22 protein-coding genes are annotated in these 25,392 nt (G+C 72.0%); 6 read left to right on the forward strand and 16 right to left on the reverse strand.

Annotated features, from left to right (window positions below; translation table 11 throughout):
• Positions 1–208 precede the first annotated feature (208 nt).
• The 5 genes from ACIPWY_RS13220 to ACIPWY_RS13240 all read right to left on the reverse strand — a co-directional run bounded on the left by ACIPWY_RS13220 (position 209) and on the right by ACIPWY_RS13240 (position 4,456).
• Positions 209–1,276 carry an aspartate-semialdehyde dehydrogenase gene (locus ACIPWY_RS13220; protein ID WP_393699497.1) on the reverse strand — a complete coding sequence of 356 codons (1,068 nt, stop codon included), beginning with the start codon at positions 1,274–1,276 and terminating at the stop codon, positions 209–211.
• Positions 1,276–2,556, reverse strand: a complete 1,281-nt coding sequence (locus ACIPWY_RS13225) for an aspartate kinase (protein ID WP_362901182.1) — start codon at positions 2,554–2,556, stop codon at positions 1,276–1,278. The genes ACIPWY_RS13220 and ACIPWY_RS13225 overlap by 1 nt, the downstream gene beginning before the upstream one ends.
• Before the next feature lie 216 nt (positions 2,557–2,772).
• Positions 2,773–3,432, reverse strand: a complete 660-nt coding sequence (locus ACIPWY_RS13230) for a DUF5063 domain-containing protein (RefSeq protein WP_362901184.1) — start codon at positions 3,430–3,432, stop codon at positions 2,773–2,775.
• Positions 3,425–4,024: a recombination mediator RecR gene (recR, locus tag ACIPWY_RS13235; RefSeq protein ID WP_116511760.1), complete on the reverse strand. Its 600-nt coding sequence runs from the start codon at positions 4,022–4,024 to the stop codon at positions 3,425–3,427. The genes ACIPWY_RS13230 and recR overlap by 8 nt, the downstream gene beginning before the upstream one ends.
• Before the next feature lie 90 nt (positions 4,025–4,114).
• The gene (locus ACIPWY_RS13240) at positions 4,115–4,456 is read right to left on the reverse strand and encodes a YbaB/EbfC family nucleoid-associated protein (protein WP_362901186.1); all 342 of its coding nucleotides are present in this window, start codon (positions 4,454–4,456) and stop codon (positions 4,115–4,117) included.
• 428 nt (positions 4,457–4,884) lie between these two features.
• Here ACIPWY_RS13240 and ACIPWY_RS13245 point away from each other — a divergent pair, with 428 nt between their 5' ends.
• Positions 4,885–5,646: an SLATT domain-containing protein gene (locus tag ACIPWY_RS13245; RefSeq protein WP_362901188.1), complete on the forward strand. Its 762-nt coding sequence runs from the start codon at positions 4,885–4,887 to the stop codon at positions 5,644–5,646.
• Between the two features lie 50 nt (positions 5,647–5,696).
• Here ACIPWY_RS13245 and ACIPWY_RS13250 read toward each other — a convergent pair whose 3' ends face one another.
• The 5 genes from ACIPWY_RS13250 to ACIPWY_RS13270 all read right to left on the reverse strand — a co-directional run bounded on the left by ACIPWY_RS13250 (position 5,697) and on the right by ACIPWY_RS13270 (position 11,990).
• Positions 5,697–6,347 carry a hypothetical protein gene (locus tag ACIPWY_RS13250; protein WP_362901190.1) on the reverse strand — a complete coding sequence of 217 codons (651 nt, stop codon included), beginning with the start codon at positions 6,345–6,347 and terminating at the stop codon, positions 5,697–5,699.
• 68 nt (positions 6,348–6,415) lie between these two features.
• The gene (locus ACIPWY_RS13255) at positions 6,416–8,917 is read right to left on the reverse strand and encodes a dolichyl-phosphate beta-glucosyltransferase (protein ID WP_401533161.1); all 2,502 of its coding nucleotides are present in this window, start codon (positions 8,915–8,917) and stop codon (positions 6,416–6,418) included.
• A complete protein-coding gene (locus tag ACIPWY_RS13260; RefSeq protein WP_362901193.1) occupies positions 8,914–9,600 on the reverse strand; it encodes a GntR family transcriptional regulator in 687 nt (228 codons plus the stop codon). The genes ACIPWY_RS13255 and ACIPWY_RS13260 overlap by 4 nt, the downstream gene beginning before the upstream one ends.
• Positions 9,601–9,710: 110 nt before the next feature.
• Positions 9,711–11,066, reverse strand: coding sequence for an aspartate aminotransferase family protein (locus ACIPWY_RS13265; protein WP_362901195.1), 1,356 nt, complete (start codon positions 11,064–11,066; stop codon positions 9,711–9,713).
• A gap of 63 nt (positions 11,067–11,129) precedes the next feature.
• Entirely contained in the window at positions 11,130–11,990 is an 861-nt protein-coding gene (locus ACIPWY_RS13270) for a VTC domain-containing protein (RefSeq protein WP_393699491.1), read from the reverse strand.
• Positions 11,991–12,242: 252 nt separating this feature from the next.
• Here ACIPWY_RS13270 and ACIPWY_RS13275 point away from each other — a divergent pair, with 252 nt between their 5' ends.
• Both ACIPWY_RS13275 and ACIPWY_RS13280 read left to right on the forward strand, forming a co-directional pair.
• Positions 12,243–14,141 (forward strand): protein kinase domain-containing protein, encoded by a 1,899-nt coding sequence (locus ACIPWY_RS13275; RefSeq protein ID WP_362901197.1) that lies wholly within the window; start codon positions 12,243–12,245, stop codon positions 14,139–14,141.
• A gap of 193 nt (positions 14,142–14,334) precedes the next feature.
• A complete protein-coding gene (locus ACIPWY_RS13280) occupies positions 14,335–15,888 on the forward strand; it encodes a substrate-binding domain-containing protein (protein WP_362901198.1) in 1,554 nt (517 codons plus the stop codon).
• 85 nt (positions 15,889–15,973) lie between these two features.
• Here the strand turns inward: ACIPWY_RS13280 and ACIPWY_RS13285 are convergent, their stop codons facing one another.
• Positions 15,974–17,257: an adenylosuccinate synthase gene (locus tag ACIPWY_RS13285; RefSeq protein ID WP_329571839.1), complete on the reverse strand. Its 1,284-nt coding sequence runs from the start codon at positions 17,255–17,257 to the stop codon at positions 15,974–15,976.
• 161 nt (positions 17,258–17,418) lie between these two features.
• Here ACIPWY_RS13285 and ACIPWY_RS13290 point away from each other — a divergent pair, with 161 nt between their 5' ends.
• Positions 17,419–18,243, forward strand: coding sequence for a diacylglycerol kinase (locus ACIPWY_RS13290; RefSeq protein WP_362901200.1), 825 nt, complete (start codon positions 17,419–17,421; stop codon positions 18,241–18,243).
• Between the two features lie 9 nt (positions 18,244–18,252).
• Here ACIPWY_RS13290 and ACIPWY_RS13295 read toward each other — a convergent pair whose 3' ends face one another.
• Both ACIPWY_RS13295 and ACIPWY_RS13300 read right to left on the reverse strand, forming a co-directional pair.
• Positions 18,253–19,869: an ABC transporter permease gene (locus ACIPWY_RS13295; protein ID WP_393699487.1), complete on the reverse strand. Its 1,617-nt coding sequence runs from the start codon at positions 19,867–19,869 to the stop codon at positions 18,253–18,255.
• Positions 19,866–20,810 (reverse strand): ATP-binding cassette domain-containing protein, encoded by a 945-nt coding sequence (locus tag ACIPWY_RS13300; protein ID WP_393699485.1) that lies wholly within the window; start codon positions 20,808–20,810, stop codon positions 19,866–19,868. The genes ACIPWY_RS13295 and ACIPWY_RS13300 overlap by 4 nt, the downstream gene beginning before the upstream one ends.
• Before the next feature lie 92 nt (positions 20,811–20,902).
• Here ACIPWY_RS13300 and ACIPWY_RS13305 point away from each other — a divergent pair, with 92 nt between their 5' ends.
• Positions 20,903–21,430 carry a GbsR/MarR family transcriptional regulator gene (locus tag ACIPWY_RS13305; protein WP_383888317.1) on the forward strand — a complete coding sequence of 176 codons (528 nt, stop codon included), beginning with the start codon at positions 20,903–20,905 and terminating at the stop codon, positions 21,428–21,430.
• A 66-nt stretch (positions 21,431–21,496) separates the two neighbouring features.
• On the opposite strand, the gene ACIPWY_RS13310 is transcribed toward ACIPWY_RS13305, so the two are convergent.
• From ACIPWY_RS13310 to ACIPWY_RS13320, 3 genes are all read right to left on the reverse strand, one after another.
• Positions 21,497–22,165 carry a response regulator transcription factor gene (locus ACIPWY_RS13310; protein ID WP_362901208.1) on the reverse strand — a complete coding sequence of 223 codons (669 nt, stop codon included), beginning with the start codon at positions 22,163–22,165 and terminating at the stop codon, positions 21,497–21,499.
• Complete coding sequence (locus ACIPWY_RS13315; protein ID WP_393699482.1) at positions 22,162–23,583, reverse strand: sensor histidine kinase; 1,422 nt, start codon at positions 23,581–23,583, stop codon at positions 22,162–22,164. Before ACIPWY_RS13315 ends, ACIPWY_RS13310 begins: the two co-directional genes overlap by 4 nt.
• Before the next feature lie 101 nt (positions 23,584–23,684).
• Positions 23,685–24,557: an alpha/beta hydrolase gene (locus tag ACIPWY_RS13320; RefSeq protein WP_362901210.1), complete on the reverse strand. Its 873-nt coding sequence runs from the start codon at positions 24,555–24,557 to the stop codon at positions 23,685–23,687.
• A gap of 231 nt (positions 24,558–24,788) precedes the next feature.
• Between ACIPWY_RS13320 and ACIPWY_RS13325 the strand changes: the two genes are divergently transcribed.
• On the forward strand, positions 24,789–25,391 hold the full coding sequence (locus ACIPWY_RS13325; protein WP_389541498.1) for a TetR/AcrR family transcriptional regulator: 603 nt from the start codon (positions 24,789–24,791) through the stop codon (positions 25,389–25,391).
• Position 25,392 lies beyond the last annotated feature (1 nt).

The following is a 25,392-nucleotide window of genomic DNA, read 5'->3' on the forward strand; positions in this document are numbered from 1 at the left end:
GCCCCCGAAAGGCGATCGCAAAGACGCTCCCCGTCCCGTGCGCGGTTGCACGGGACGGGGAGGGTTCTCTGACGAATCTTCGGGTGCGCGGACCGTCGCGTTCAAGTGGTAAAGACCACCGATCGCCCACAGGTCCTTCACAGATCCTATAAAGCGCGCCGGCTAAAAGGAGCCCTAGTCCGGTTTCCGGACGGTGAAGAGGCCGAACTCACGTGGCGGGCGGGAACTCCTGGGCCACCAGCTCGGCGATCTGCGCGGTGTTCAGGGCCGCGCCCTTGCGCAGATTGTCCCCGCACACGAAGAGTTCGAGCCCGGCCGGATCGTCGAGGGAGCGCCGGACGCGGCCCACCCAGGTCGGGTCGGTGCCCACCACGTCGGCGGGCGTGGGGAACTCACCGGCGGCCGGGTTGTCGAAGAGCACGACACCGGGCGCGGTCGCGAGGATCTCGCGTGCCTTGTCGACCGTGACCTCGCTCTGGAAGCGGGCGTGGACGGTGAGGGAGTGCGTGGTGACGACGGGGACGCGTACGCACGTCACCGCGACCTTGAGGTTTGGCAGGCCGAGGATCTTGCGGGTCTCGTCCCGCACCTTCATCTCCTCGGAGGACCAGCCGTCCTCGCGCAGGGACCCCGCCCACGGCACGACATTGAGCGCCACGGGCTCGGGGAAGGGGCCGGTGTTGTCGCCGACCGCACGGCGTACGTCGCCGGGGTTGGTGCCGAGCTCCGTGCCGGCCACGAGCGACATCTGCTGGCGCAGGGTGTCGATGCCGGCGCGGCCGGCCCCGCTGACGGCCTGGTAGCTGGAGACGACCATGTCGTGCAGGCCGAACTCGGCGTGCAGGGCGCCGATGGCGACGATCATCGACAGGGTCGTGCAGTTGGGGTTCGCGACGATGCCGCGCGGCCGCACGCGCGCGGCGTGCGGGTTGACCTCGGGCACGACGAGCGGCACGTCCGGGTCCATACGGAAGGCGGCCGAGTTGTCCACGACGACCGCCCCCTTGGAGGCGGCGACGGGCGCCCACTGCGCGGAGACCTCGTCGGGTACGTCGAACATCGCGACGTCGACGCCGTCGAAGGCCTCTTCGCACAGGGCCACGACCTCGACCTCCTCCCCGCGCACGGCCAGCTTGCGGCCGGCCGAGCGGGGGGAGGCGATCAGGCGGATCTCGCCCCAGATGTCCGCGTGCTGCGAAAGGATCTGGAGCATGACCGTGCCGACGGCCCCGGTCGCTCCCACGACCGCGAGCGTCGGCCTGCCGGTCTGAGCCATCAGCGGCCAGTGCCTCCGTAGACCACGGCCTCGTCGGAGTCCGAGTCGAGACCGAAGGCGGTGTGCACGGCGCGCACGGCCTCGTTGACATCGTCGGCGCGCGTGACGACCGAGATGCGGATCTCGGAGGTCGAGATGAGCTCGATGTTCACGCCCGCGTCGCTGAGCGCCTCGAAGAACCCGGCCGTGACACCCGGGTTCGTCTTCATGCCGGCGCCCACGAGGGAGATCTTGGCGATCTGGTCGTCGTAGCGCAGGGACTCGAAGCCGACCGCGCTCTTCGTCTTCTCCAGGGCGTCGATGGCCTTGCGGCCCTCGGTCTTCGGGAGGGTGAACGAGATGTCGGTGAGGCCCGTCGAGGCCGCCGACACGTTCTGCACGATCATGTCGATGTTGACCTGGGAGTCCGCGATGGCCCGGAAAATGCTCGCGGCCTCCCCGGGCTTGTCCGGGACGCCGACGACGGTGATCTTCGCCTCGGAGGTGTCGTGAGCGACACCCGAGATGATGGCCTGCTCCACCTTCTGGTCCCCTTGATCAAAGTGCGGTTCGTTGCTGACCCAGGTGCCCTGCAGTCCCGAGAAGGACGAGCGGACGTGGATCGGGATGTTGTAGCGGCGCGCGTACTCCACACAGCGGTGGAGAAGCACCTTGGACCCGGAGCTGGCGAGCTCCAGCATGTCCTCGAAGGAGATCCAGTCGATCTTCCGCGCCTTCTTCACGACGCGCGGGTCGGCGGTGAACACACCGTCGACGTCCGTGTAGATCTCGCACACCTCGGCGTCGAGGGCCGCGGCGAGGGCGACGGCGGTCGTGTCGGACCCGCCACGGCCGAGCGTGGTGATGTCCTTCTTGTCCTGGCTGACGCCCTGGAATCCGGCGACGATGGCGATGTTGCCCTCGTCGAGCGCCGTCCTGATCCGTCCCGGGGTCACATCGATGATCCGGGCTTTGTTGTGCACCGAGTCGGTGATGACGCCGGCCTGACTGCCCGTGAACGACTGGGCCTCGTGGCCCAGGTTTTTGATCGCCATGGCCAGCAGGGCCATGGAGATCCGCTCTCCGGCGGTCAGCAGCATGTCGAATTCGCGCCCGGCAGGGATCGGGGATACCTGCCCGGCGAGATCGATCAACTCATCCGTCGTGTCGCCCATCGCGGACACCACGACAACCACCTGGTTGCCGTTCTTCTTGGCGTCGACGATTCGCTTGGCGACCCGCTTGATGCCTTCGGCATCGGCTACGGAGGAGCCTCCGTACTTCTGCACGACAAGGCCCACGTGCGCTCCTCGCTCAGTTTGTCTCGGTCGGCTCAGTCTAACGAGCGGCCGAAATCAGCCCATGGAATACCACATCCTGAGATGTCCCGCCCAGGAAGTGATCACCGGGCGTAGGAACCCGGTGAGGGCTTCACGCTCCGGCCGCTCGGACAGGCGCATGCCCCCGCCCCGGCCCGGCAACCGGAAAAGTGGGGTGGGTCACTTTCGCCGGCCAGGTCATTTCACCGTACGGAGCCCCAGCGGACCGGCGATCTCCTCCGCCATGACCTTGCCCGCGGCCTCGGCGAGGGCGTCCTCGGCGAGGTCCTCGTCGGTGTCGAGGCCGTCCAGGTCGTCCAGCGGCTGGTTGAGCCGGACGTGCGCGACCAGGGACTGCAGCGCGCGCAGGGCGCCGGAGGCCGTGGAGCCCCAGTTCGAGAAGTAGGAGAACTGCCACCACCACAGGGCCTCGGTGGTGCGGCCCGCGCGGTAGTGGGCCATGCCGTGGCGCAGGTCGGCCATGACGTCGGCCAGGTCGTCCGAGATCCGGCAGGCGACCGGGGCCTTGCGGGGCTCGTACGGGTCGAAGACCTCGGAGTAGACGTCGATCGGCTCCAGGAGCGCGGCGAGCTTCTGGCGCAGGTCGTCGACGTCCGGCTCGGGGCCCAGATCGGGCTCGTAGCGCTCGTCGGGGACGATGTCCTCGTGCGCGCCGAGCCGGCCGCCCGCGAGGAGCAGCTGGGAGACCTCGAGGAGCAGGAAGGGCACGGCCGAGTCCGGCTCGTCGCCCTTCCCTACCTCGGCGACCGCGACGAGGAAGGACTCGATCTGGTCCGAGATCTGGACCGCGAAGTCGTCGGGATGGTCCTTGACGGCGTTCAGTGTGGCGTCAGACATCTAGGAGTCGTCTCCCCTCGAAGGCGCGGCCGAGCGTGACCTCGTCCGCGTATTCCAGGTCGCCCCCGACCGGGAGCCCGCTGGCCAGGCGGGTGACCTTGAGGCCCATCGGCTTGATCATGCGGGCGAGGTACGTCGCCGTGGCCTCGCCCTCCAGGTTCGGGTCCGTGGCCAGGATCAGCTCGGTGACCGTGCCGTCGGCGAGACGGGCGAGGAGTTCCCTTATCCGCAGGTCGTCCGGGCCGACCCCCTCGATGGGGCTGATCGCCCCACCGAGCACGTGGTACTTGCCGCGGAACTCGCGGGTCCGCTCGATGGCGACGACGTCCTTGGGCTCCTCGACGACGCAGATCACCGTCAGGTCGCGGCGCGGGTCGCGGCAGATGTTGCACAGCTCCTCCTGCGCCACGTTCCCGCAGGTCGCGCAGAAGCGGACCTTCGCCTTGACCTCCATCAGGGCCTGCGCGAGACGCCGTACGTCCGTCGGCTCCGCCTGGAGGATGTGGAAGGCGATCCGCTGCGCGCTCTTGGGACCGACGCCCGGCAGCCTGCCGAGCTCGTCGATGAGGTCCTGGACCACGCCTTCGTACACGGAGTGCCTTCCGACTTCTGCTTGGTGGTGCTGTGCCGCTGAGCATGCCAGCCGCTGAGTAGTACGTACGTTAGTTGCGCTGCGGCTTCCTTAGAAGGGAAGCCCCGGGATGCCTCCGCCGCCCAGGCCCTGGGCCAGCGGGCCGAGCTTCTGCTGCTGGAGCGTCTGCGCGTTCTCGTTCGCCGCCTGGACCGCCGCGACCACCAGGTCGGCGAGGGTCTCGGTGTCTTCGGGGTCGACGGCCTTCGGGTCGATCACCAGGCCGCGCAGCTCGCCGGAGCCGGTCACCGTCGCCTTGACCAGACCACCGCCGGCCTGGCCCTCGACCTCGGTCCGCCCCAGCTCTTCCTGGGCCTTGGCGAGGTCCTGCTGCATCTTCTGGGCCTGCTGCAGCAGCTGCTGCATGTTGGGCTGGCCACCACCGGGAATCACGATCAGCTCCTGTTGCGTCCTGTTTCGACCTGCGACCACAGGCGGGTTCTCCGCCTTGGAACGAGCCTACGTGGTCGGGGTGTCGCCCGCTCCGGCACCTTTCGCTGCACTCTTTCGAGTGAGTCGGACTCACTGCCTATACCTGATCAAGACCTACTTCCGGGCGGAAATCCTGCGAAAACGGGTCCTCGGCCACCCATTGGGCGGTAGGAAGATGCTCTGCACATGAGACCGATCGGCAAATGGGGGGTGGGTGCAGGAGCGGGCTGGGTGCGTGCAGCTGCAAGGCGGAGGATCGAGGCATGGCGGAGCCATGGTGATTGACGACAACGCCGCAGATGTGCGCGCCCGGCCCCGCGACGCCGCGCCCCGTTTGCCGGTCGGTCCACGCCCCATCCGTGACCAGGACCAGTCGTAGGGAGTGCCGGGTGAGCCAGCCGGAGATGCAGCCCGAAGGACCGCCGCAGGAGGAGCGGGGCGCGCGGGGCGAGCGCGGTGACGGCACGGGTGAAGCGGTGCGGCCGGGTGACCTGACCGGGCGGACCTTCCCCGTCGGTGACTGGGGCGAGCCCGCCGAGCGGCTCGACGAGCTCTACCGGTGGGTGGAGCGCGGTGCGCTCGACACGGCGTACTGGTATCTCGCCGACCGGGTGTGGAAGCGGCGCGGGGCGCGCGCGCTGCGCGGCGGTGCGGTCGTCGGCGCCCTGTCGGGGGCGGCGCTGCCGCTGCTCGATCTGACCGGGGCTCTCGGCGGTGTCGCGCCCTGGGGGTATCTGGCGCTGCTGCTCGCGGTGGCGTGCGTGGCCTGCGACCGGCACTTCGGGCTCACTTCGGGCTGGATAAGGGACGTGGCCACGGCCCAGGCGGTGCAGCGGCGGCTCCAGGCGCTCCAGTTCGACTGGGCGTCGGAGAGCGTGCGGGAGGTGCTCGGCCCGACGGAGGGCACGGCCAGTGAGGCCGCCGAGCGGTGCCTGTCGGTGCTGCGGCGCTTCACGGACGACGTGACGGAGCTGGTGCGGGCGGAGACGGCGGACTGGATGGTGGAGTTCCGCTCGGGTCCCGCGCCGCTGGTGATGCAGTCCTCCGTCACCCCGGGCACCCGCCCCGTGGAACCCCCGCCGGGCCGTTTCCCGCTCCCCCCGGGCGCCCGCCCGAACATGCCCCGCCAGCGCCCGCCCGAGCCGCGCTGAGCGCTCCGCGCGGCTCGGGGCCGGACGACCGAGGGGCCGGCTGCCCGGGTTCAGCTGAAGATGATCATGGAGCCTTGGGCCAGGCTCCGGGTCGCGGCCGCGTGCAGGCCGAGCCAGACGTGGCGTTCGCGGGCGAAGGGGCTGTGGTCGAGAGGGGCCGGGGCCGCCGGTTCCTCCAGGGCCGTGGGGCCCTCCGGCGGGACCGGGGTCGCCGGCGGGTTGGCCGGGTCTATGCCGATCGACCTGGCCACGTACTCCAGTTCCCGCAGGAGCGCGTGGGAGGAGCCGAGGGGGCCGCCGCCGGCGAGGAGTTCGTCGTTGGACAGCGGGCTCGGGAAGTCCACGGGGACGTACGCGCCCGCGTGGTCGTAGTGCCAGACCAGGTGCGACTGCTGGGCCGTCGTCTCGAACATCTCCAGGAGCTGCTCGTAGTCGCCGCCCAGGTCGTCGACCGGCGTGACGGCGAGGCCGCACATCTGGAGGAGGTACGCGCGGCGCAGGAAGTGCAGCGCGTCGTAGTCGAAGCCGGCGACGGGGGCCACGTCACCGGAGAGTCCCGGCATGTACGAGTAGACCGGCACCGGTGGCAGTCCTGCCTCGTGCAACGCCTTGTCGTAGAGCGCGAGTTCCTCGGCGAAGGGGTTGTCGGGGCTGTGGCACAGCACGTCGACGAGCGGGACCAGCCACAGGTCACAGGCCAAGGCGACTCCTCCGGTGGTGAAGGCCGTAATGAAAGGCGGAAAGGCAGCGTAATGCGCGGGGAGCCGGTTCAGCTCCCCCTGTGCACATTGCTCAGATCCCAGATCCATACGCCTCCGGTCCACGTTCCGGCCCTGCCGACCAGCTGGTCGACCGTCGCCCGCAGCACCCCGTCGTTCTGCTGCGGCACGAGCACGAGGACGCCGGCGTGCCAGTACGCGAGGTCGCGGCGGGCCTGGGCACGCCACGCCTCGGTGATCTCGGGGGCGCGGCCCGAGTAGCGGATGTCGCGCAGCAGGTTGGAGGTCCAGCGGGGCGAGGCGCCGTAGATGCCGACGTGGTCGGGGCCGTACGGGCCGTTGAAGTAGCCGCCGGGGAGGCGGAAACCGAGGCCGGCCTCGGTCTGCCAGTGCAGGGCCTCCGCGTTGCCCGGGTCGGGCAGCGGCACCGGCACGAGGCTCTCGCCGGGTCCGACGTACCGCTTCCAGGTGCCGTCGGCGACGAACGCCGGGACGTCGACCCGGTCGACCGCCCTGAGCGGCGCCGGGACGATCGGCACGAGCGCCGCGGCGACCGCCGCGAGCCCGAGCAGCCGGTACGGCACCCGCACCGCGGCGAGGCGGTCCAGCGCGAGGGCGAGCAGCATCCCGAGCGCGGGCGCGCACACCATGGCGACCCGCGACTCGATGACCGACTCGAACAGGGGCCGGTGGGCGAGGAGCGCCCAGGGGCCCGGCAGCACGACATCGGTCAGCGGGATGCGGAACTTCGGGCCGAGGGAGAGGAAGGCCGCCGCGACCGCCGTGAACGCGAGCGCCTTGACGGCCGCGCCGCGCCACAGCCGTACGACGATCGCGAAGGCGAGCGCGACGAGCGGCCAGCCGTAGAAGGCGTTCTGCTCGGTCGGGTTGAGGGCGAGCGTGGCGGCGCGCTCGCGGGAGCCGGCGAGGGAGCGCTCGGCGAAGGAGAGGAGGGCGAGGGGGCTGTTGCCCGCGTTGTCGCCGTGCAGCACGCTCTTGTAGCTCTGCGGGCCGAAGAACTGCCAGTACAGGGGGAAGGCGACGAGCGGCAGCGCGACCGCGGCGGCGACCCCGAGCCCGCGCAGGAGCGGGCGCCAGGCCGCCTTCGCCACGTCCCTGCGCGCCAGGGCGTAGGCGAGCGCGAACAGCAGCATGCCGATGACGGCGAGCAGGAGCGGTTCCTCGCCCAGGAAGACCTGGTACGTCGCGAAGAGGCCGAGGACGACGCCGTCGTGCACCACGCGCTTGCCCTCGCACAGCCGCAGCGCCCGCTCGATGATCAGCGGGGTCATGAAGAGGACGACGAAGTTCGGGTGCGCGTGCGCGTGGCTGATCATCGGGGGCGCGAACGCGGCGAGGAGCGCGCCGGTCGCGGCGGCCCAGCGGGTCCGCACGAGCCGTTTCAGGATCAGCCGGTACCAGGCGAACGCGGTGGCGGCCAGGCCGCCCGTCATCGCCACGTTCAGGGCGACGGCGGGACCGAAGAGCCAGGTCACGGGGGCGAGCGGGACGGACAGGCCCAGCATCGCGGTGTTGGCCATCAGGTTCACGCCGTCGGGGAAACCCTGGAGCGTCGTGAAGAGGGGGTTGTGGAGGTGGCGGACGCTGTCCGCCGTCACCGCGAAGAACCACTCCCACTGGTTCTGGTCCTGGAGGGAGTCGGGGAGGTAGCGGTGGGCGGGCGCCGCCCAGCGGCCCGAGTACAGGGCGACGGACAGGACGAGGAAGAGGGCCGCCACGAGGAGGTGGCCCTTCGGCACCGCCCGCGCCCTGAGCTTCACCAGCTCGGCGAGGACCCGTATGTAGTCGAAGGGGCGGACCTTCGAGCCCGCCTGGTGCGACCACCGCACGGGCACCTCGGCGACCGGCCAGCCGGCGCGGCGGAAGTACATCAGTATCTCGACGTCGATGCCCCAGCCGTCCAGGCGTGCGGCGGCGAACGCGGCGCGGGCCCGGTCGCCGTCGAAGAGCTTGAAGCCGCACTGGGTGTCCCTGATGCCGGGGACGGTCGTCGCGCGTATCAGGAAGTTGCCGGTGCGGCCGAGGAGTTCGCGCAGCCGGTGCTGGCGGCGGGCGATCGTCGCGCCGGGCCTGGCACGGGAGCCGATCGCCGCCGCGTGCCCCTCGCCGAGCGCCTTGTCGAGGGCTTCCAGCTCCTCGATGGGCGCGGCGAGGTCCGCGTCGGTGACCAGGACGCGGCGGCCCCGGGAGGCGAGGACGCCCTGGCGCAGGGCGTGGCCCTTGCCGCGGTTGCGGGGGCTCCGGACGAGCCGGATGCGGGGGGTCCGGCCGGGGCCCTCCGGGGCTGCGGCCGCCGCGCGCTCCGCGATCTCGCGGGTGCGGTCGGTGGAGCCGTCGTCGACGACGACGATCTCCCAGTCACCCCACCGGTTCCCGCCGCCCCCGCCGTCTCCGTCGTTGTTCAGGTACGCGGTGACCGCGTCCAGCGTGGGGCCGAGCCGGCGCTCCTCGTTGTACGCGGGGACGACGACGGTGAGGTCCACGACGCCCGCGCGCGCGACGACAAGGCGGTCCGCCCGCTCCGTACTCACCGTGCGGCCAGCCGTTCGACGAGGGCGAGGGAGTCCGCGTTGTACGCGGCGACGATGGCCTGCGCGGCGCGGGCGTCCCGGTCCGCGAGCGCGTCGACCAGGCCGCAGTGCCCGGACCAGAGGTGACCCCTGAGGTCGTCCACGCGGCGCAGGTGCGGGACCGCGCACATCCACGACTGGACGCGCAGCCGGTGGAAGAAGTCGGAGAGGTACGGGTTGCCGAACAGGGCGCTGAGCTCGCGCCAGAACCGCAGGTCGTAGCCGATCAGCACGTTCAGGTCGCCGGCCGCGGCCGCGCGGGCCGCCTCCTCGCCGCGGCGGCGGACCCCGGCGAGGGCGGCGGGGGTGGCGTGGTGCACGTCGGGGTCCGCGACGAGGCCGCGGAAGATGCCGTCGGTGACGAGGCTGCGGGCCTCGATCATGCCGCGGTAGTCGGCGAGGGAGTATTCGTGGACGGCGAAGCCGCGGTGCTGGGCGGAGTCCAGGAGGCCCTGCCCGGACAGGTCGACCAGGGCCTCGCGGACCGGGGTCGCGGAGACGCCGTACTGCTCGGCGATCTCCTTGACCGTGAACTCCTGGCCCGGTTCGAGCCGCCCCGCGAGGATCTCGTCGCGCAGGGCGTCGGCGATCTGCTGGCGCAGCGTGCTGCGCTGGACGGCAGCGCCGCCGTCGGTTCCGGGCACGTGGGTGTCCCCTCCCCCGTAGTGCGTCGTCAGCTGGTGAGGCCGACTGGTCAGCTGGTCAGCCTACGCAATCTACGACTAGGGGGGAGTGACACGGAGTACCGCTTCCTCTACGCGGTGTAGCCGTCCGCCACGGTCAGCGCCTCGTCGAGAGCGGCGAGACCCTCCTTGGCCTCGGCCTCCGTGACGTTGCACGGCGGGACCACGTGGGTGCGGTTCATGTTGATGAAGGGCCACAGGCCGTTCTTCTTGGCGGCGGCACCGAAGGCCGCCATCGGCGCGTTCGCCGCACCCGCCGCGTTGTACGGGGTCAGCGGCTCACGGGTGGCCTTGTCCTTCACCAGCTCCAGGGCCCAGAACATGCCGAGGCCGCGGACCTCGCCCACCGACGGATGGCGCTCGGCCAGCTCGCGCAGCGCCGGGCCGATCAGCGTCTCGCCGAGGTGGGCGGCGTTCTCGACGACGCGCTCCTCCTCCATGACGTTGATGGTGGCGACGGCCGCGGCGCAGGCCAGCGGGTGCCCGGAGTAGGTGAGGCCGCCCGGGTAGGGGCGCTTGCCGAACGTGTCGGCGATGGCGCCGGAGATGGCGACGCCGCCGAGCGGGACGTAGCCCGAGTTCACGCCCTTGGCGAAGGTCATCAGGTCGGGCACGACGTCGTAGTGGTCGGCGGCGAACCACTTGCCGGTGCGGCCGAAGCCCGCCATGACCTCGTCGAGGATGAACACGATGCCGTGCCGGTCGCACAGCTCGCGCACGCCCTGGAGGTAGCCGGGCGGCGGCGTCATGATGCCGGCGGTGCCGGGCACGGTCTCCAGGATGATCGCGGCGATGGTGGCCGCGCCCTCGAAGACGATGGTGTCCTCGAGGTGCTGGAGCGCGCGCTCGCACTCCTGCTGCTCGGTCTCCGAGTAGAACGGGGAGCGGTACAGGAACGGCGCCCAGAAGTGGACGACGCCCGCCGAGCCCTGGTCGCTCGGCCAGCGGCGCGGGTCACCGGTCAGGTTGATCGCGGTGGAGGTGGCGCCGTGGTACGAGCGGTAGGCGGAGAGCACCTTGTGGCGGCCCGTGTGCAGCCGGGCCATGCGGGTGGCGTTCTCCACCGCCTCGGCGCCGCCGTTGGTGAAGAAGATCTTGTCCAGGTCGCCGGGGGTCCGCTCGGCTATGAGGCGTGCGGCCTCCGAGCGGGCCTCGACGGCGAACGCCGGCGCGAAGGTCGTCAGGGAGGCGGCCTGCTCCTGGATCGCGGCGACGACCTTCGGGTGCTGGTACCCGATGTTCGTGAAGACGAGGCCGGAGGTGAAGTCGAGGTAGCGGTTGCCGTCGTAGTCCCAGAAGTACGAACCGTCGGCGCCGGCGACGGCGAGCGGGTCGATGAGCTCCTGTGCGGACCAGGAGTGGAACACGTGCGCGCGGTCCGCGGCCTTCACGGCAGCGCCGACCTGGGGATTCGGCTGAGGGGTCATGGGCCCGAGGGTAAATGTCCGCATGGTGGAAGGGCCATCGGCGTCCTGTCTGTGGGACAGCCGCTAACGCGACACACTGTCGCCCTCGCCCGCAGGCACCGTCCCGGGAAACAGCGTCCGCACCGCCTCCCGCCACGGTCCGGCCGCCAGCTCGGGCCGCAGCGCGACGAGCCCGCCGCAGTATTTGCCGAACGCGACGGGCGCCACCCCGAACCGCGCAAGGAGCCGGTCCGCGTCCGTCGGCCGCCCCGCCGCACCCGCCTTCCCCGCTGCGCACGCCTTGGTCTCCACCAGCACGCACCCGCCGTCCGCCCGCACCGCGCGCCCCTCCTGCGCGTCGCGCACGACGAGGCCCGCGTCGCAGGTGAACCGCTGCCCGTCGGCGACGAACGTCGCGCGCCGGTACTCGGTGACGACGCGGGCGGCGAGCTCCTTCGGCGCCCCGATCCCGTACGTGCCGCGCAGGACCCCGGCGACGAAGTCGCGCCGGGTGTCGTCGAGGGCGTGGTCACCCTCGCCCAGGCGGGTCCGGTGCTTGACCGTCCCGCCGTCCGCGCCGCGCACCTTGAGCTCCAACTGCCGCTTCCCGCTGTCCTGGTAGAGCCGCTCCCTGACGCCGAAGCGGGGCGCGCGCTCCTGCGCGTGGTCGTGGAACGTGCGCAGGGCGGGGGTGTCGAAGTGCGTCGAGCGGTATCCGAACCAGCGGCGGCCGCCGACGCACAGGGCTCGGTAGGGGCCGCCCGGCCTGCGGGGGTCGGTGAGCAGGGCGGCGAAGTCCTGGAAGATCTCGACGGGCACGAGATAGCTGTGGCCGTGGTGGCGCAGCAGCGGGGCGGCGGCGTCGCTCTCGTCGAGTCCGACGGGGCGGGCGGCAAGCGTGGCGCGCGCGAGGGCGCGGACGGCGACTGGCGTCCTGTTCAGCACACGGTCTCCTCGGTCGGGGGAGGTCGTAGACGTGAAGTGGTACGTCGTGACGTGGTCGTCGTGGGGCGTCATGAAGTCGTGCGGCGTCGTGAAGTAGTACGTACCGGATCGTGAGATCGTTCCGGTTGGCGGAAACAATTTTCCACAAAAGCCCGACCCTGTTACGGAACCGTAGGCGCCGCCCCGCACCCAGTGTCACAACCGCCCACTATTCTCGGGATGTTGGTCACATATGGGGGAGGGTGGCGCGACATGGAGAAGCTGGGGGCGGGAGATCCGCAGCGCATCGGTGCGTACCGGCTGCTGGCGCGGCTCGGTGCGGGCGGGATGGGCCACGTGTATCTGGCGCGCTCGGACCGCGGACGCACGGTCGCGGTCAAGCTGGTGCGCCAGGAGCTCGCCGAGCAGGAGGAGTTCAGGAACCGGTTCCGGCTGGAGGTGCAGGCCGCGCGGCAGGTCGGCGGGGCGTGGACGGCGCCGGTCCTCGACGCGGACACCGAGGCGGACATCCCCTGGCTGGCCACGGGTTACGTGGCGGGGCCCTCGCTCCAGACGGTCGTCTCGCACGACTACGGCGCGCTGCCCGAGCGCTCCGTCCGGATCCTCGCGGCGGGCCTCACGCACGCGCTGAAGGACATCCACACCGCGGGCCTCATCCACCGCGACCTGAAGCCGTCGAACGTCCTGGTGACGATCGACGGGCCCCGCGTCATCGACTTCGGCATCGCCCGCGCCCTGGAGACCGTGACGGACGGCGGCCTCACGAGGACCGGCGCGCTGGTGGGCTCGCCCGGATTCATGGCCCCCGAGCAGGTGCGCGGCGACCGGATCACCCCGGCGTGCGACGTGTTCTGCCTCGGCTCGGTCCTCGCCTACGCGGCGACGGGCGCGCTGCCGTTCGGCACGGCGAACAGCGGGGTGCACGCCCTGATGTTCCGTATCGCCCAGGAGGAACCCGGCCTCGACGACCTCCCGGAGGGCCTGCAGGAACTCGTACGGGACTGTCTGCGCAAGGACCCCGCGGCACGCCCGACCCTGGACCAGCTTCTGGAGCGGACCGGCGCCGAGGACACCCTCGGCGACGGCGGGCGCACGCGTGACCCGTGGCTGCCGGGGGCCCTGGTGGCCCAACTGGGGCGGCACGCCGTGCAGTTGCTGGACACGGAAGACCCGGATGGAGCGACCGGCGCGACCGGCGCCCCCTCCGGGAAGCCGAAGTCGCCAGGCCTTGCCAAGGAGAAGCCCGCGCCCGCCGGGACCGGCGACGGGGGCGACCGGGGCCGCGGGAGCGACGAGGCGTCCCCTCCGCCGCCCGGCATGCCCGGCGCCGCCCCCGTCAACCACCTCCCGACGATGGTCTCCCCCTCGGGCCCGCCCGCCCCCGCGCTCCCGCCGGCGGCCCCGCCCGCCTCGGCCGCGTACGGGTATCCGCACCCACAGCCCCAGGCGCCCGTCTACGGCTACCCGCAGCAGGGCGGCTGGGGCGGAACGCCGCCCTACGGTCCCGGCGCCACACCCCCGTACGGTCCGGGTGGCGTCGTCCCCATCGGCGCGCCGCAGCCGGAGCCGCGGCGCAGCGGGCGCTCCTCGGCGGCGCTGATCGCCGTGGCGCTCGTCGTGGCGCTCGGCGCGGGCGGCTCGGTGTACGCGCTGATGAGGGACGACGGCAAGCCGGCGGGGCAGAGCGAGGACTCCAAGCAGCCGACGTCGGACGGGTCCACGAGTCAGGGACCGTCGACGAGCGGCCCCGCTTCGCAGGACCCGGGGACGTCGCAGCCGCCCCAGTCCTCCGAACCGCCCGCGGGCGGGGACGTGCCGACGGAGTTCCTCGGCACGTGGAGCGCCGCCATCGACAACGCCACGGGCCACAACACGCGCAGTCTGCGGATCCAGCAGGGCAGCCCCGGCGACACGGTCCTGTCGATGACGGCGGACGGCCCGCTCAAGGGCGGCGGCACGTACCACTGCGTGTTCCAGGGCACGCTGGTGTCGGCCTCCGGCGGGACGCTGCGCATCGGTGCCACCGACGTCGTCTCCGGCCCCTCCGGTTCGTGCAGTCCGGGCAAGCCGAGCACGGTCGAGGTGCTCCCGTCGGGCGAGCTGCGCCGCACCATGAACAACGGCGACGAGCTGACGTACAGCAAGGGGTGACCCGCGAGACATCCACACCCGCCACCCCTGAAGTCGGCCGCAGGACAGGCGAGTTGGCCCTCCGGAGCCCCTCCCCCGCCCCCATTGCTGAACACACGGCGAACAGCGGTCGACACCTCGGCCACCGTCCGCCGTGCCGCCGCACGAGCCCCTACGGTGACTCCACCATCAGGTTCCGGGGGGAGTTCACACCATGGGCTGGCTCAAGGACGCGCAGAACCTCGTCGCCATCGCCACGACGGTGCTGTCCATCGCCGCGTCCCTGGCTCTGTGGTACGTCGAGCGGCGCAAGCAGCACAGCAAGCGGATCGGCCACCGCATCCAGATGGACATCCCGCTCAGCCGCGCCATATCGGAGGACCTGCCGGGCCCGGACGGTCTGATCCCGCGCCGCAACATCACCGAGGACACCACCCTGGTCCTCCTGCGGATCGAGAACGACGGCGCGGCCACCATCACCGACGGCGACTACATCTCGCAGCCCGCGGGCCTGACCGTGACGTTCACCGGGCGCCGCATCACCGACGCGTATCCGGTGCAGCCCGCCCTCACCTCGAACACCGCCCGGCAGATACGGCTCGACTCCCGGCCCGTCTACACGCCCGGCGAGAACAGCCTCCTCCTGCCGCCCGTCGCCCTCAACAGCGGCGACTACTACAAGCTCCTCGTCATGCTCCGCGGCGGCGACGCGGGCACCCAGGTGGACATCGAAGGCCGCCTCAACGACGGCACCGTCCACCCCAACCAGGGCGCCCACCCCGACGACAAGCCGCCCCTGTTCAGCGCGCTGGGCCGCTGGACGGTCGGGATCCTCGGCACCGGCATGGCGATCCTGCTGCTCCTCGCCACACTGCCGGACCCGGTCCCCCAGCCCCGCGGCTGCGCCTCGGGTTCGCTCACCCTCACCGGATCGTCCGCGTTCCGGCCCGCGATGGAGGCACTGCGCGACGCGTACACGCGCGACTGCGACGACGCGACGATCACCGTCGCGACCAGTTCGAGCGGCACCGGCGTCCGCCAGCTCCTGGAGTCCGACCCCTCGGACACGGCGGGCGACCACTCCGGTGTCATCGCCTTCTCCGACGGCCCGACCTCCGAGAGCGACCCCGAGGGCAAGCTGCACAGCGAGAAGGTCGCCGCGACGGCGTTCGCCATGATCCTCAACGACGCCGTGACCGTCGGCGGCAAGCCGCTCACCAACCTGACCGTCTCCCAGGTCCGCCGGCTCTATCTCGGCGACATCACCAACTGGAAGGACGTGGGCGGCCCCGACCTGCCCGTGCGCACCGTCCGCAGGACCGGCAGCTCCGGCACGCGCGGCGCCTTCGAGGCCCGCGTCCTCGGCCGCCCCGACTCCTTCTCGACGTCGTCGAGCGACTGCCGCACCAAGGACCTGCTGCCCACCTCGAAGGTGCTGCGCTGCGAGGAGCACAACACGCCCGACCTCCTCGACCGGGTCGCGGAGACCGACGGCACGATCGGCTACGCGGCCCCGCCCGAGGGCACCCCGCGCAAGGGCTCCCACACCCTGAAGCTGAACGGCCTCGGCCCCTCCGGCGAGAACATCACGAAGGGCTACCCGTTCCACGCCGTCGAGTACGCGTACTCGATCGGCAACCCCGCGGACGGCTCCCTGGCCGACAGCTTCCTCGACTTCCTCACCCAGGGCGCCGCCGACCGCGTCATCGCCCGCGCCGGCCACCTGTCCTGCACCTCCCCCGACGGCTACGCGGCCTGCCGCGACTGAGCCGCCGGGCCCCGCGCACGCGCAGGCGCCCCTGCCCGGCTCCTTCGAGCCGGGCAGGGGCGCCTGTTGTTCCGGGGCGCGCGGCCTACAGGAACGAGTTGACCTCGATGGTCTCGGTGCGGCCGGGGCCGACGCCGATCGCGGAGATCGGGGCGCCCGACATCTCCTCCAGGGCCTTCACGTAGGCCTGCGCGTTCTTCGGCAGGTCGGCGAAGGTCTTGGCCTTGGTGATGTCCTCGGACCAGCCCGGCAGGTACTCGTACACCGGCTTCGCGTGGTGGAAGTCGGTCTGGGAGTACGGGAGTTCCTCGACGCGCTTGCCGTCGATCTCGTAGGCGACGCAGACCGGGATCTGCTCCCAGCCCGTGAGCACGTCCAGCTTGGTGAGGAAGAAGTCCGTCAGGCCGTTCACCCGGGTCGCGTAGCGGGCGATGACCGCGTCGAACCAGCCGCAGCGGCGGTCACGGCCGGTGGTGACACCGCGCTCGCCGCCGATGCGGCGCAGCGCCTCGCCGTCCTCGTCGAAGAGCTCGGTCGGGAACGGGCCCGCGCCGACACGGGTCGTGTACGCCTTGAGGATGCCGATGACGCGGCTGATCTTCGTCGGGCCGACGCCCGCACCCGTGCAGGCGCCGCCTGCGGTCGGGTTCGACGACGTCACGAAGGGATACGTGCCGTGGTCGATGTCGAGCAGCGTGCCCTGGCCGCCCTCGAAGAGGACGACCTTGTCGTCGTCGAGCGCCTTGTTCAGGATCAGGGTGGTGTCGGCGACGTAGCCCTTGATCTGCTCCGCGTAGCCGAGCAGCTCCTCGACGACCTGCTCCGCCTCGATGGCGCGCCGGTTGAAGACCTTGGTGAGGAGCTGGTTCTTGCCCTCGAGCGCCGCTTCGACCTTCTGGGTGAGGATCGACTCGTCGTAGAGGTCCTGGACGCGGATGCCGACGCGGTTGATCTTGTCCGCGTACGTCGGGCCGATGCCGCGGCCGGTGGTGCCGATCTTGCGCTTGCCGAGGAAGCGTTCCGTCACCTTGTCGACGGTCACGTTGTACGGCGTGATGATGTGCGCGTTGCCGCTGAGCAGCAGCTTCGACGTGTCGACGCCGCGCTCGTTCAGTCCACTCAGCTCGGAGAGCAGGACCGACGGGTCGACGACGACACCGTTTCCGATGACCGGCGTGCACTCCGGCGAGAGGATCCCGGAAGGGAGGAGGTGGAGCGCATACTTCTGGTCGCCTACGACGACCGTGTGACCGGCGTTGTTGCCGCCCTGGTAGCGCACCACATAGTCCACGGATCCACCGAGCAGGTCGGTGGCCTTTCCCTTGCCTTCGTCACCCCACTGAGCACCGAGCAGCACAAGTGCGGGCACAGGCGTACACCCCTTCCGGGCGGGGCAAGACCAAGGTCAGGGGCCGTAGCCGCCTGTATGGGTGTGCCTTGGTGTGCCCCGGAATAGACGAAGCCCCTGGCGCAATAGCGCAAGGGGCTCTTGCACCAAGATGCTACCCGAGGAAGCGAGGCAGGACCGAGGTGGCGGCTTTTGACCAGCTACTGGTGGTCGTCGATCCGGTCGCCCGGCGTGCGGACGGCGAGTCGGTACGCATCGCGAAGGACGTGCTCGGCGCCGGCGCGACGGTGAAGGTGTGCCTGCCGGACGGGCCGGAGGAATTCGCGAAAGCGCTGGTCAGGAGGGGTTCCCGGCGGCCGGTGGTGATCGGGGACGACCGGGCGCTGCTGCGCGCTGTGGCGCTTCTGCACCGCGAGCGCGATCTTGCCGGGGCCGTCCTCTCGCTCGTGCCGGTCGGCGCGAGCGTCTCGCTGGCGCACTCCCTCGGCGTGCCGACCGGGGCGGTGGCGGCGGCGCGGGCGGCCCTGGAGGGTGTCGAGCGGCGGCTCGATCTGCTCGTCGACGACTCCGACGGGGTGGTGCTCGGGGATCTGCGGATCCCGCCGGTGGCGCACCCGGCGCCGGTGCTGGGCTCCGACCCCGCGCACCACTGGCTGCGCACCTGCCAGTCGCTCGTCCGCACGCTCGCGGCGCGCCCGCCGCGCGCGACCGCGCCCGCTCCGGGGCCGCAGCGGCTGCGGGTCGAGGCGGACGGGGTGACGCTGGTCGATCTGGACCGGCCGGTCGAGGGCGTGCGCGTGGTCCCGGACACGGCGGGCCGGGCCAGCGTCGAGGTCAGGCCGTCCTCGGTGGGCGCGGAGGCGGGGCCTTTGCGGGTCCTCGCCCGCACGGTGACGGTGTCGGGCCCGGACTTCCGCTACCGCGCGGACCAGGTGGTCGGCGGCCCCGTACGCACCCGCACGTGGACGGTACGGGCGGGTGCGTGGGGGCTGACCTTGCCCAAGTGACGCGGCCGGTCAGTTCGAGAGGTCCCGGCGGCGCAGGCCCGTCAGGCCCGCCGCGACGAAGACCACCGCGATCGCCATCAGGGTCAGGACCGGGGTCCAGGCCATCTCGCCGCCCGGCAGCTTCGGCAGGTGGCCGAACGGGGAGAGGTTCATGACCGGCTGCGGGAGGTCGAACGCCGGGCCGATCCAGCCGATCAGGAGGGCGATGCCCGCGACGGCCCAGGCCGCCACCGCCGCTCTCGGGAACACCCCGAACAACAGCACCGCGAGGCCCCCGATGACCCAGATCGCGGCGAGCTGCGTGAGGCAGGCGCCCAGGACGGGGCCGAAGCTCTTCCCGTAGCCGATCCCGAGGCCGAGTCCGCCGAGCACCATGATCAGCGCGGACCCGCCGAACGCGATGCCCAGATGGCCCGCCGCCCACCGCAGCCGGCCGACCGCCGCCGCGAGGACCGGCTCGGCGCGCTGTGAAATCTCCTCGCCGCTGAGGCGCAGGACCGACGAGACGATGTAGAGCGCGGCGACCATCCCGAGCATGCCGACCATCGTGGCGAGGAACGCGTCCGTGACGCCGGACTGGCCGCCCATCCGCTCGACGATGTCGCGCGTCTTCTGATTGTCGCCGACGAGATCGGTCGCGCCCTGCGTCATCCCGCCGAACGCGATGCCGGTGACGAGGAAGCCTGCGCTCCACCCGAACACGCTGCCGCGCTGGAGCCGCCAGGCGAGCGCGCCCGCCGTGCCGAGCCTGCCCTCGGCACGTCCGGGGCGGGTCGGCAGGAAGCTCATCCCGATGTCGCGCCGCCCGGCGAGCCCGTACGCGACCACGCCCTGCGCGGCGACGCCCGCCACGAACAGGAGCAGCACCCACCAGCGCTCGTCCGCGAACGCCCGCGTGTTCTCCAGCCACCCGAGCGGCGACAGCCAGGTCAGTGCCGACGAGCCCTCCGCCGTCCCCGAGTCCCCGGCCGCGCGCAGGACGAACGCGAGGCCGAGCACCGCCGACGTGAGGCCCTTGGCGAGGCGCGCGCCCTCCGTGAGCTGCGCGACGATCGCCGCCATCGTCGCGAACACCATGCCGGTCCCCGCGATCGCGAGCCCCAACGCCAGTGCTCCGCCGCTTCCTTGGGAGGCGAGGCCGCCCGCGACGAGCAGGGCGGTGGCCGCGTTGGCGACGAGCGCCGCGAGCAGCGCGGCGGTCAGCGGGGCGCGCCGCCCCACCATCGCCGAGGACACCAGCTCCTGCCGCCCGCTCTCCTCCTCGTCACGGGTGTGCCGTACGACGATGAGCAGGCTCATGATGGCGGCGAACAGCCCCCCGTAGACCCCGATGCGCCACGCGGTGAGTCCGCCGATCGAGTCGGCGAAGACCGGCCCGTACAGGGCCCGCATCGAGCTGTTCGTGGCCATCGACTGCGCGAGGTCGGCGCGCTCGGCGGCGGTGCTGTAGACGCTCTTCAGCGAGCCCGGCATCGACAGGACCATCATGAGGATGACGGCGACCCAGACGGGGATCATGACGCGGTCGCGGCGCAGCGCGAGCCTCAAAAGGGTTCCCGTGCCCGCGAGTTGGCGGGCTCCGGCGGCCCGGGGCGCGAAGCGCGTGTCGGCCACGGCGGCGGTCATCGCGACATCACCCCTTCGGCGGCGCGTGCGCCGGTGCCGTCTGCGCCGTCGGCCCCGTCGGCCTGGTAGTGCCGCAGGAACAGCTCCTCCAGCGTGGGCGGGGTGCTGGTGAGCGACCGCACGCCGGATCCCGTGAGCGAGCGGAGCACCGCGTCGAGCTTGTCGCTGTCGACCTGGAGCTTGACGCGCAGGCCCTGGACGTCCAGGTCGTGCACGCCGGGGAGCCCGCCGAGTCCGCTCGGCGCGGAGGCCAGTTCGGCGGTGACGCTGGTGCGCGTCAGGTGCCGCAGCTCACTGAGCGAGCCGGTCTCGACCGTACGGCCCTTGCGGATGATGCTGATCCGGTCGCAGAGCGACTCGACCTCGCTGAGGATGTGCGACGACAGCAGCACGGTCTGGCCGCGCTCGCGGGCGGACTCCTTGACGTAGTCCTGGAAGACCTCCTCCATCAGCGGGTCGAGACCGGAGGTCGGCTCGTCGAGGATGAGGACGTCGACGTCGGACGCGAAGGCGGCGACCAGCGCGACCTTCTGCCGGTTGCCCTTGGAGTAGGTGCGGCCCTTCTTGGTCGGGTCGAGCTCGAACCGCTCGATCAGGTCCGCCCGGCGCGCCCTGTCGAGTCCCCCGCGCAGCCGCCCGTAGAGGTCGATGACCTCGCCGCCGCTGAGGTTGCGCCACAGCGTGACGTCGCCCGGCACGTACGCGACCTTGCGGTGCAGGGCGACGGCATCGGCCCAGGGGTCGCCGCCGAGCAGCTGCACCGCGCCGGAGTCGGCGCGCAGCAGGCCGAGCAGGACGCGGATGGTGGTGGACTTCCCGGCGCCGTTGGGGCCGAGGAAGCCGTGCACCTCGCCGGCCTCGACGTCCAGGTCGAGGCCGTCCAGAGCGTGCGTCTTACCGAACGACTTGTGCAGTCCGGAGACGGTCATTGCCTTCGTCATGATTCAGAACGTACGCTACTTTCACAAACTTGTGAAGTTAAGGAAGCGTATAAACTTGAGGCTGCACATCACCCAGGGGAGATGATCGGTACATGAGCGCGACGAAGGACGGCGACGGCGCCACCGGGGCGAGCCAGGACGGCGGCGAGGCGGCGGTGTCACGCTTCGTGGAGCGGTTCGCCGCGGAGATGACCGAGGCCGGGATGCAGCGGATGGCCGCCCGCGTCTTCGCCTCGCTGCTCGCCTCCGACGAGAGCGCGCTGACCTCCGCCGAGCTCTCCCGGCGACTGCAGATCAGCCCGGCGGCGGTGTCCGGGGCGGTGCGCTATCTGACGCAGGCGGGCATGGTCGGCCGCGAGCGGGAGCCCGGCTCGCGCCGCGACCGCTACCGGCTGCACAACGACCTGTGGTTCGAGACCTTCACCCGCCGCGACCAGCTCCTCGCGCGCTGGGAGAAGGTCCTGCACGACGGGGTGGAATCACTGGGCCCGGACAGCCCCGCGGGCCTGCGCCTCGCGGAGACGGCGGCGTTCATGGCGTTCCTGGACAGCGAGCTGAAGGGCCTGATGAAGAGGTGGCACGCGCACCGGGAGACGCTCGACCTCGGCCCCCGGAGCTGACGGCCCCCTCTGCGCGCCGCCTGCTCACGTCTGTACGCCGCCTGCTCACACCTGCACGCCGACTGCTTACGCGGGCCTGACCAGCCGGGCCTCGTACGCGAAGACCGCCGCCTGGGTGCGGTCCCGCAGGCCCAGCTTCACGAGGACCCGGCTGACGTGGGTCTTGATGGTGGATTCGGCGACCACGAGCCGTCCGGCGATCTCCGCGTTCGACAGGCCCTGGGCGATCAGCACCAGCACCTCCGTCTCGCGCTCCGTCAGCTCGCCGAACGCCTCCGGGTTCGCCACCGCGGGCAGCTTCGGGGTCTCGGACAGTTTGGAGAACTCCGTGATCAGGCGGCGGGTGACCGAGGGGGCGAGGAGCGCCTCGCCTCCGGCCACCACCCTTACCCCGTCGGCCAGTTGGCGGGCCGAGGCGTCCTTGAGGAGGAAGCCGGACGCACCGGCACGCAGCGCCTCGTAGACGTACTCGTCGAGGTCGAAGGTGGTCAGGACGAGGACCTTCGCGGCGCCGTCCATGGCGGCGATCTCGCGGGTGGCCTCGATGCCGTTCAGCTCCGGCATGCGGATGTCCATGAGGACGACGTCCGGGGAGAGTTCACGGACCCGGGCGACGGCCTCGCGGCCGTTGACCGCCTCGCCGACGACCTCGATGCCGGGCATCGCGTTGAGCAGGACCGAGAAGCCCTCGCGGACCATCATCTGGTCGTCGGCGATCAGTACGCGGATGGTCATGCGGGGTCTCCCGGCTGGTCCGTCTCCGTCACGGTCGCCTTCGTCGACTCCGGCTCCGGGGAGGCCACCGGCACGAACGCCGCCACCTCGTAGCCGCCGTCCGCCGTCGGCCCCGCCGTCATCTCGCCGCTCAGCATCGCGATGCGCTCCCGCATGCCCGTGATCCCGTGGCCCGCGCCCATCGAAAGGGGCGGGCGCAGCCCTCGATGAGGGGCGGGCGGCTTGACCAGGCCGGTCGGCGGGCCGTTCACGACGCGCAGGCCGAGCCCCCCGAGGACGTACGACACCTCGACACGCGCCTCGGCGCCGGGCGCGTGCCGCAGCGCGTTGCTCAGTGCCTCCTGCACGATGCGGTACGCCGACAGCTCGACGCCCTGCGGCAGGTCGCGGACCGCGCCGGTGACCGTCTGCCCGACCTGGAGCCCGGCCTCCCGGACGTTCTCCAGGAGCCGGCCGAGGTCGGCGAGCGTGGGCTGCGGGGCGTCCGGCGCCGCTGTGAACTCGGCGGACTCGACCCGTACGACGCCCAGGACCCGGCGCAGCTCGGCGAGCGCCGCCACCGCGTTCTCGCGGATCGTGACGAAGGCCTGCTCCAGCTCCGGGGGCGGATTCTCCACGCGGTAGGGCGCGGCCTCCGCCTGGATCGCGACGACCGACATGTGGTGCGCGACCACGTCGTGCAGCTCGCGGGCGATGTTCGTGCGCTCCTCGAGGAGCGTGCGCTTGTCCCGCTCCACGGCCGTGACCTGGCGCTGCGCGGTCACCTCCACCTTCGCCTCGCGCCTGACGTGCACCGTCGTGGTGACGAGCAGCGCGAGCGCGGAGATGACGAGCATCGGCCCGGTGTCCGAGTCCATGGAGTACCAGAGGACCGACGCGAAGAAGCCGAAGGCGGCCGTCCCCGCCCACATCCAGGCCGCCGCGCGCGGCCGGGTCCTGACCGCGGCCACCGTCATCACGACGATGTGCGCGAAGAACCCGGCGGGCGCCCACGGAGCGCCGAACCCCTCCCCGCCGAGCACCGCGACGAACGGCGTCGACACGAGGGATATCCACCACGCGCCGACCGGCCTGAGCAGGGTCATCGCCACGGCGACCGCGGGGACGAAGCCGGCCACCGCGTGGAGGAGGCCGCCGCCCATCGACTCCCCGACGGTGAGCGAGAGCATCAGCGTGAACAGGGCGGCGCCCACGACCACCGCGTGCGGCGTCCACACCGCGTAGCGGCGCACGCGCTCCGGCAGCCGCCGCAGCAGCGGGCCGTCCGGGGACCACGGCGGCAGCGGGCGGTAGGCGAAAGGATCCTTGAACAGGTCCTGCCGCAGGCCGCTCAGCGCGCCGGCGGCGAGACGGTACTCGGGGCTGCGGCTCCTGGCCCCCGCCGGCATCGTCTGGGTCTGGGTCTGGGTCTCGGTCACGTACAGCACGGTATGCGGCGGCCCGTCCCGGCCGCGTCCCACGCGAGGAGGGTCCTGGGCCCTCCGTCGCAGGTACTACACGCTCCCACCTGAGCCGGCGGTCACCACGCCAGCTGGGCGATCTCCTCCGCCACCACGGCGCACGCGTCGGCGGCCGGGTCGATCAGGGGGAAGTGACCGACGCCCTCCAGGAGCGTGAGCCCCACGACCTCGCCCGCCTTCGCCGCCGCGTCCGCGTACGCCTCCGCGACCGCGAAGGGCACCGTCGTGTCCGTGCGCCCCTGCACCAGGGTCGTCGCGATGCCCGTGGGCAGCAGCGCGGCCGGGTCGGCGTACGGCAGGCGCTCGTCGAACACGGCTTCGCCGCCCAGGAACTGGGCGGGCGCGCCGGAGCAGACGTCGAGGTCGCGGGCCGTACCGAAGTCGGCGATCGGGGCGAGCGCGACGACGCCGCGCAGCGGTGCGGGGACGGCGGTGCGCCAGGGCGCGTCCTCGGGCAGCAGATGCCGCGCCGCGGCCCACAGGGCGAGCTGCCCGCCCGCCGAGTGCCCCGCGACGACGGTGCGCCGCGGGTCGCCCTGCGGCAGCACCTCCCGCACGAGGCCGGGGAGGGCGTCGAGGGCTGCGGCGATGTCGTCGAACGTCTCCGGCCAGCGTCCGGCCACCGGGCCGGTGCCGCCCTGCTGGGGCAGTGAACTGCCGCGCCGGTACTCGACGTTGGCGACCGCGAAGCCGCGCCGCGCCAGGAAGTCGGCGAACGGAGTGAGGTGCTGCCGGTCGTAGGGGGCGCGCCACGCGCCGCCGTGCAGGAGCACCACCAGGGGCGCGGATTCCGCGCCGTCGCGGGGCGCGTAGAAGTCGACGACCTGGTCCGGGTGATCCCCGTACGCGGCGGTGGCGTCTGGCGGGACCACGGGGTGCGAGAAAGCCGATGCCTCTTCGGCCTCGTCGCGGGCGGCGGCGTCGTCCGGCATGCTCCAACCTCTCAGCGTCACGGCGGAATTGGAAGAATGGGAACTTCGGAAGTAGCGGAAGTAGCGCGATGGAAAGTAAGCGGACGCTACCAGGCCGGTGACGTGGGCGGACACACACCGTAACCGCATAAACGGTCCCCCTGTGCCGTTACCCTGGGCCGTATGCCCGAACAAGCAGAGCCCGCGACCGCGCAGACGGAGCCCGGCACCGTGCAGGCGGAGCCCGGCACCGTGCAGGCGGAGCCCGGCACCGTACGCCCCGGCGGGCGCACGGCACGGGTCCGCGCCGCCGTCCTCGACGCCGCCGGTGACGTGCTCGCCGAACAGGGCTTCGCCCATCTCGACCTGGCGGACGTCGCACGGCGCGCGGAGGTCGGCAAGACGACGGTGTACCGGCGCTGGGGCTCGGTCACGGGGCTCGTCGCCGACCTGCTCGCCGACATGGCCGAGCAGTCGCTGCCGCGCACGGACACCGGCACCCTGCGCGGCGACCTGCGGGCCAACGCCCGCCTGGTGCGGCACACGCTGGCCGACCCCCGCCAGGGCGCCCTGTTCCGGGCCGTCATCGCCGCCGCCACCTGCGACGCCAAGACGTCGGCGGCCCTGCGCCGCTTCTACGAGGTACGGGTCGCCGAGTGGGCGCCGTGCGTGGAACAGGCGGTGGAGCGCGGCGAGCTGAGGGACGGCACGGACGCGGCGGCCGTCGTGCGGGCCGTGTCCGCGCCCCTCTACTACCAGCTCCTGACGGCCGGATCCGCGCCGACCGAAGCCGACGCGGACCAGGCCGCCGATGCCGCCGTCGCGGCGGCGGAAGCGGGCGTCTACACCGCCTGAG

This window comes from Streptomyces sp. NPDC090032 (assembly GCF_044748025.1).
Classification (GTDB): domain Bacteria; phylum Actinomycetota; class Actinomycetes; order Streptomycetales; family Streptomycetaceae; genus Streptomyces.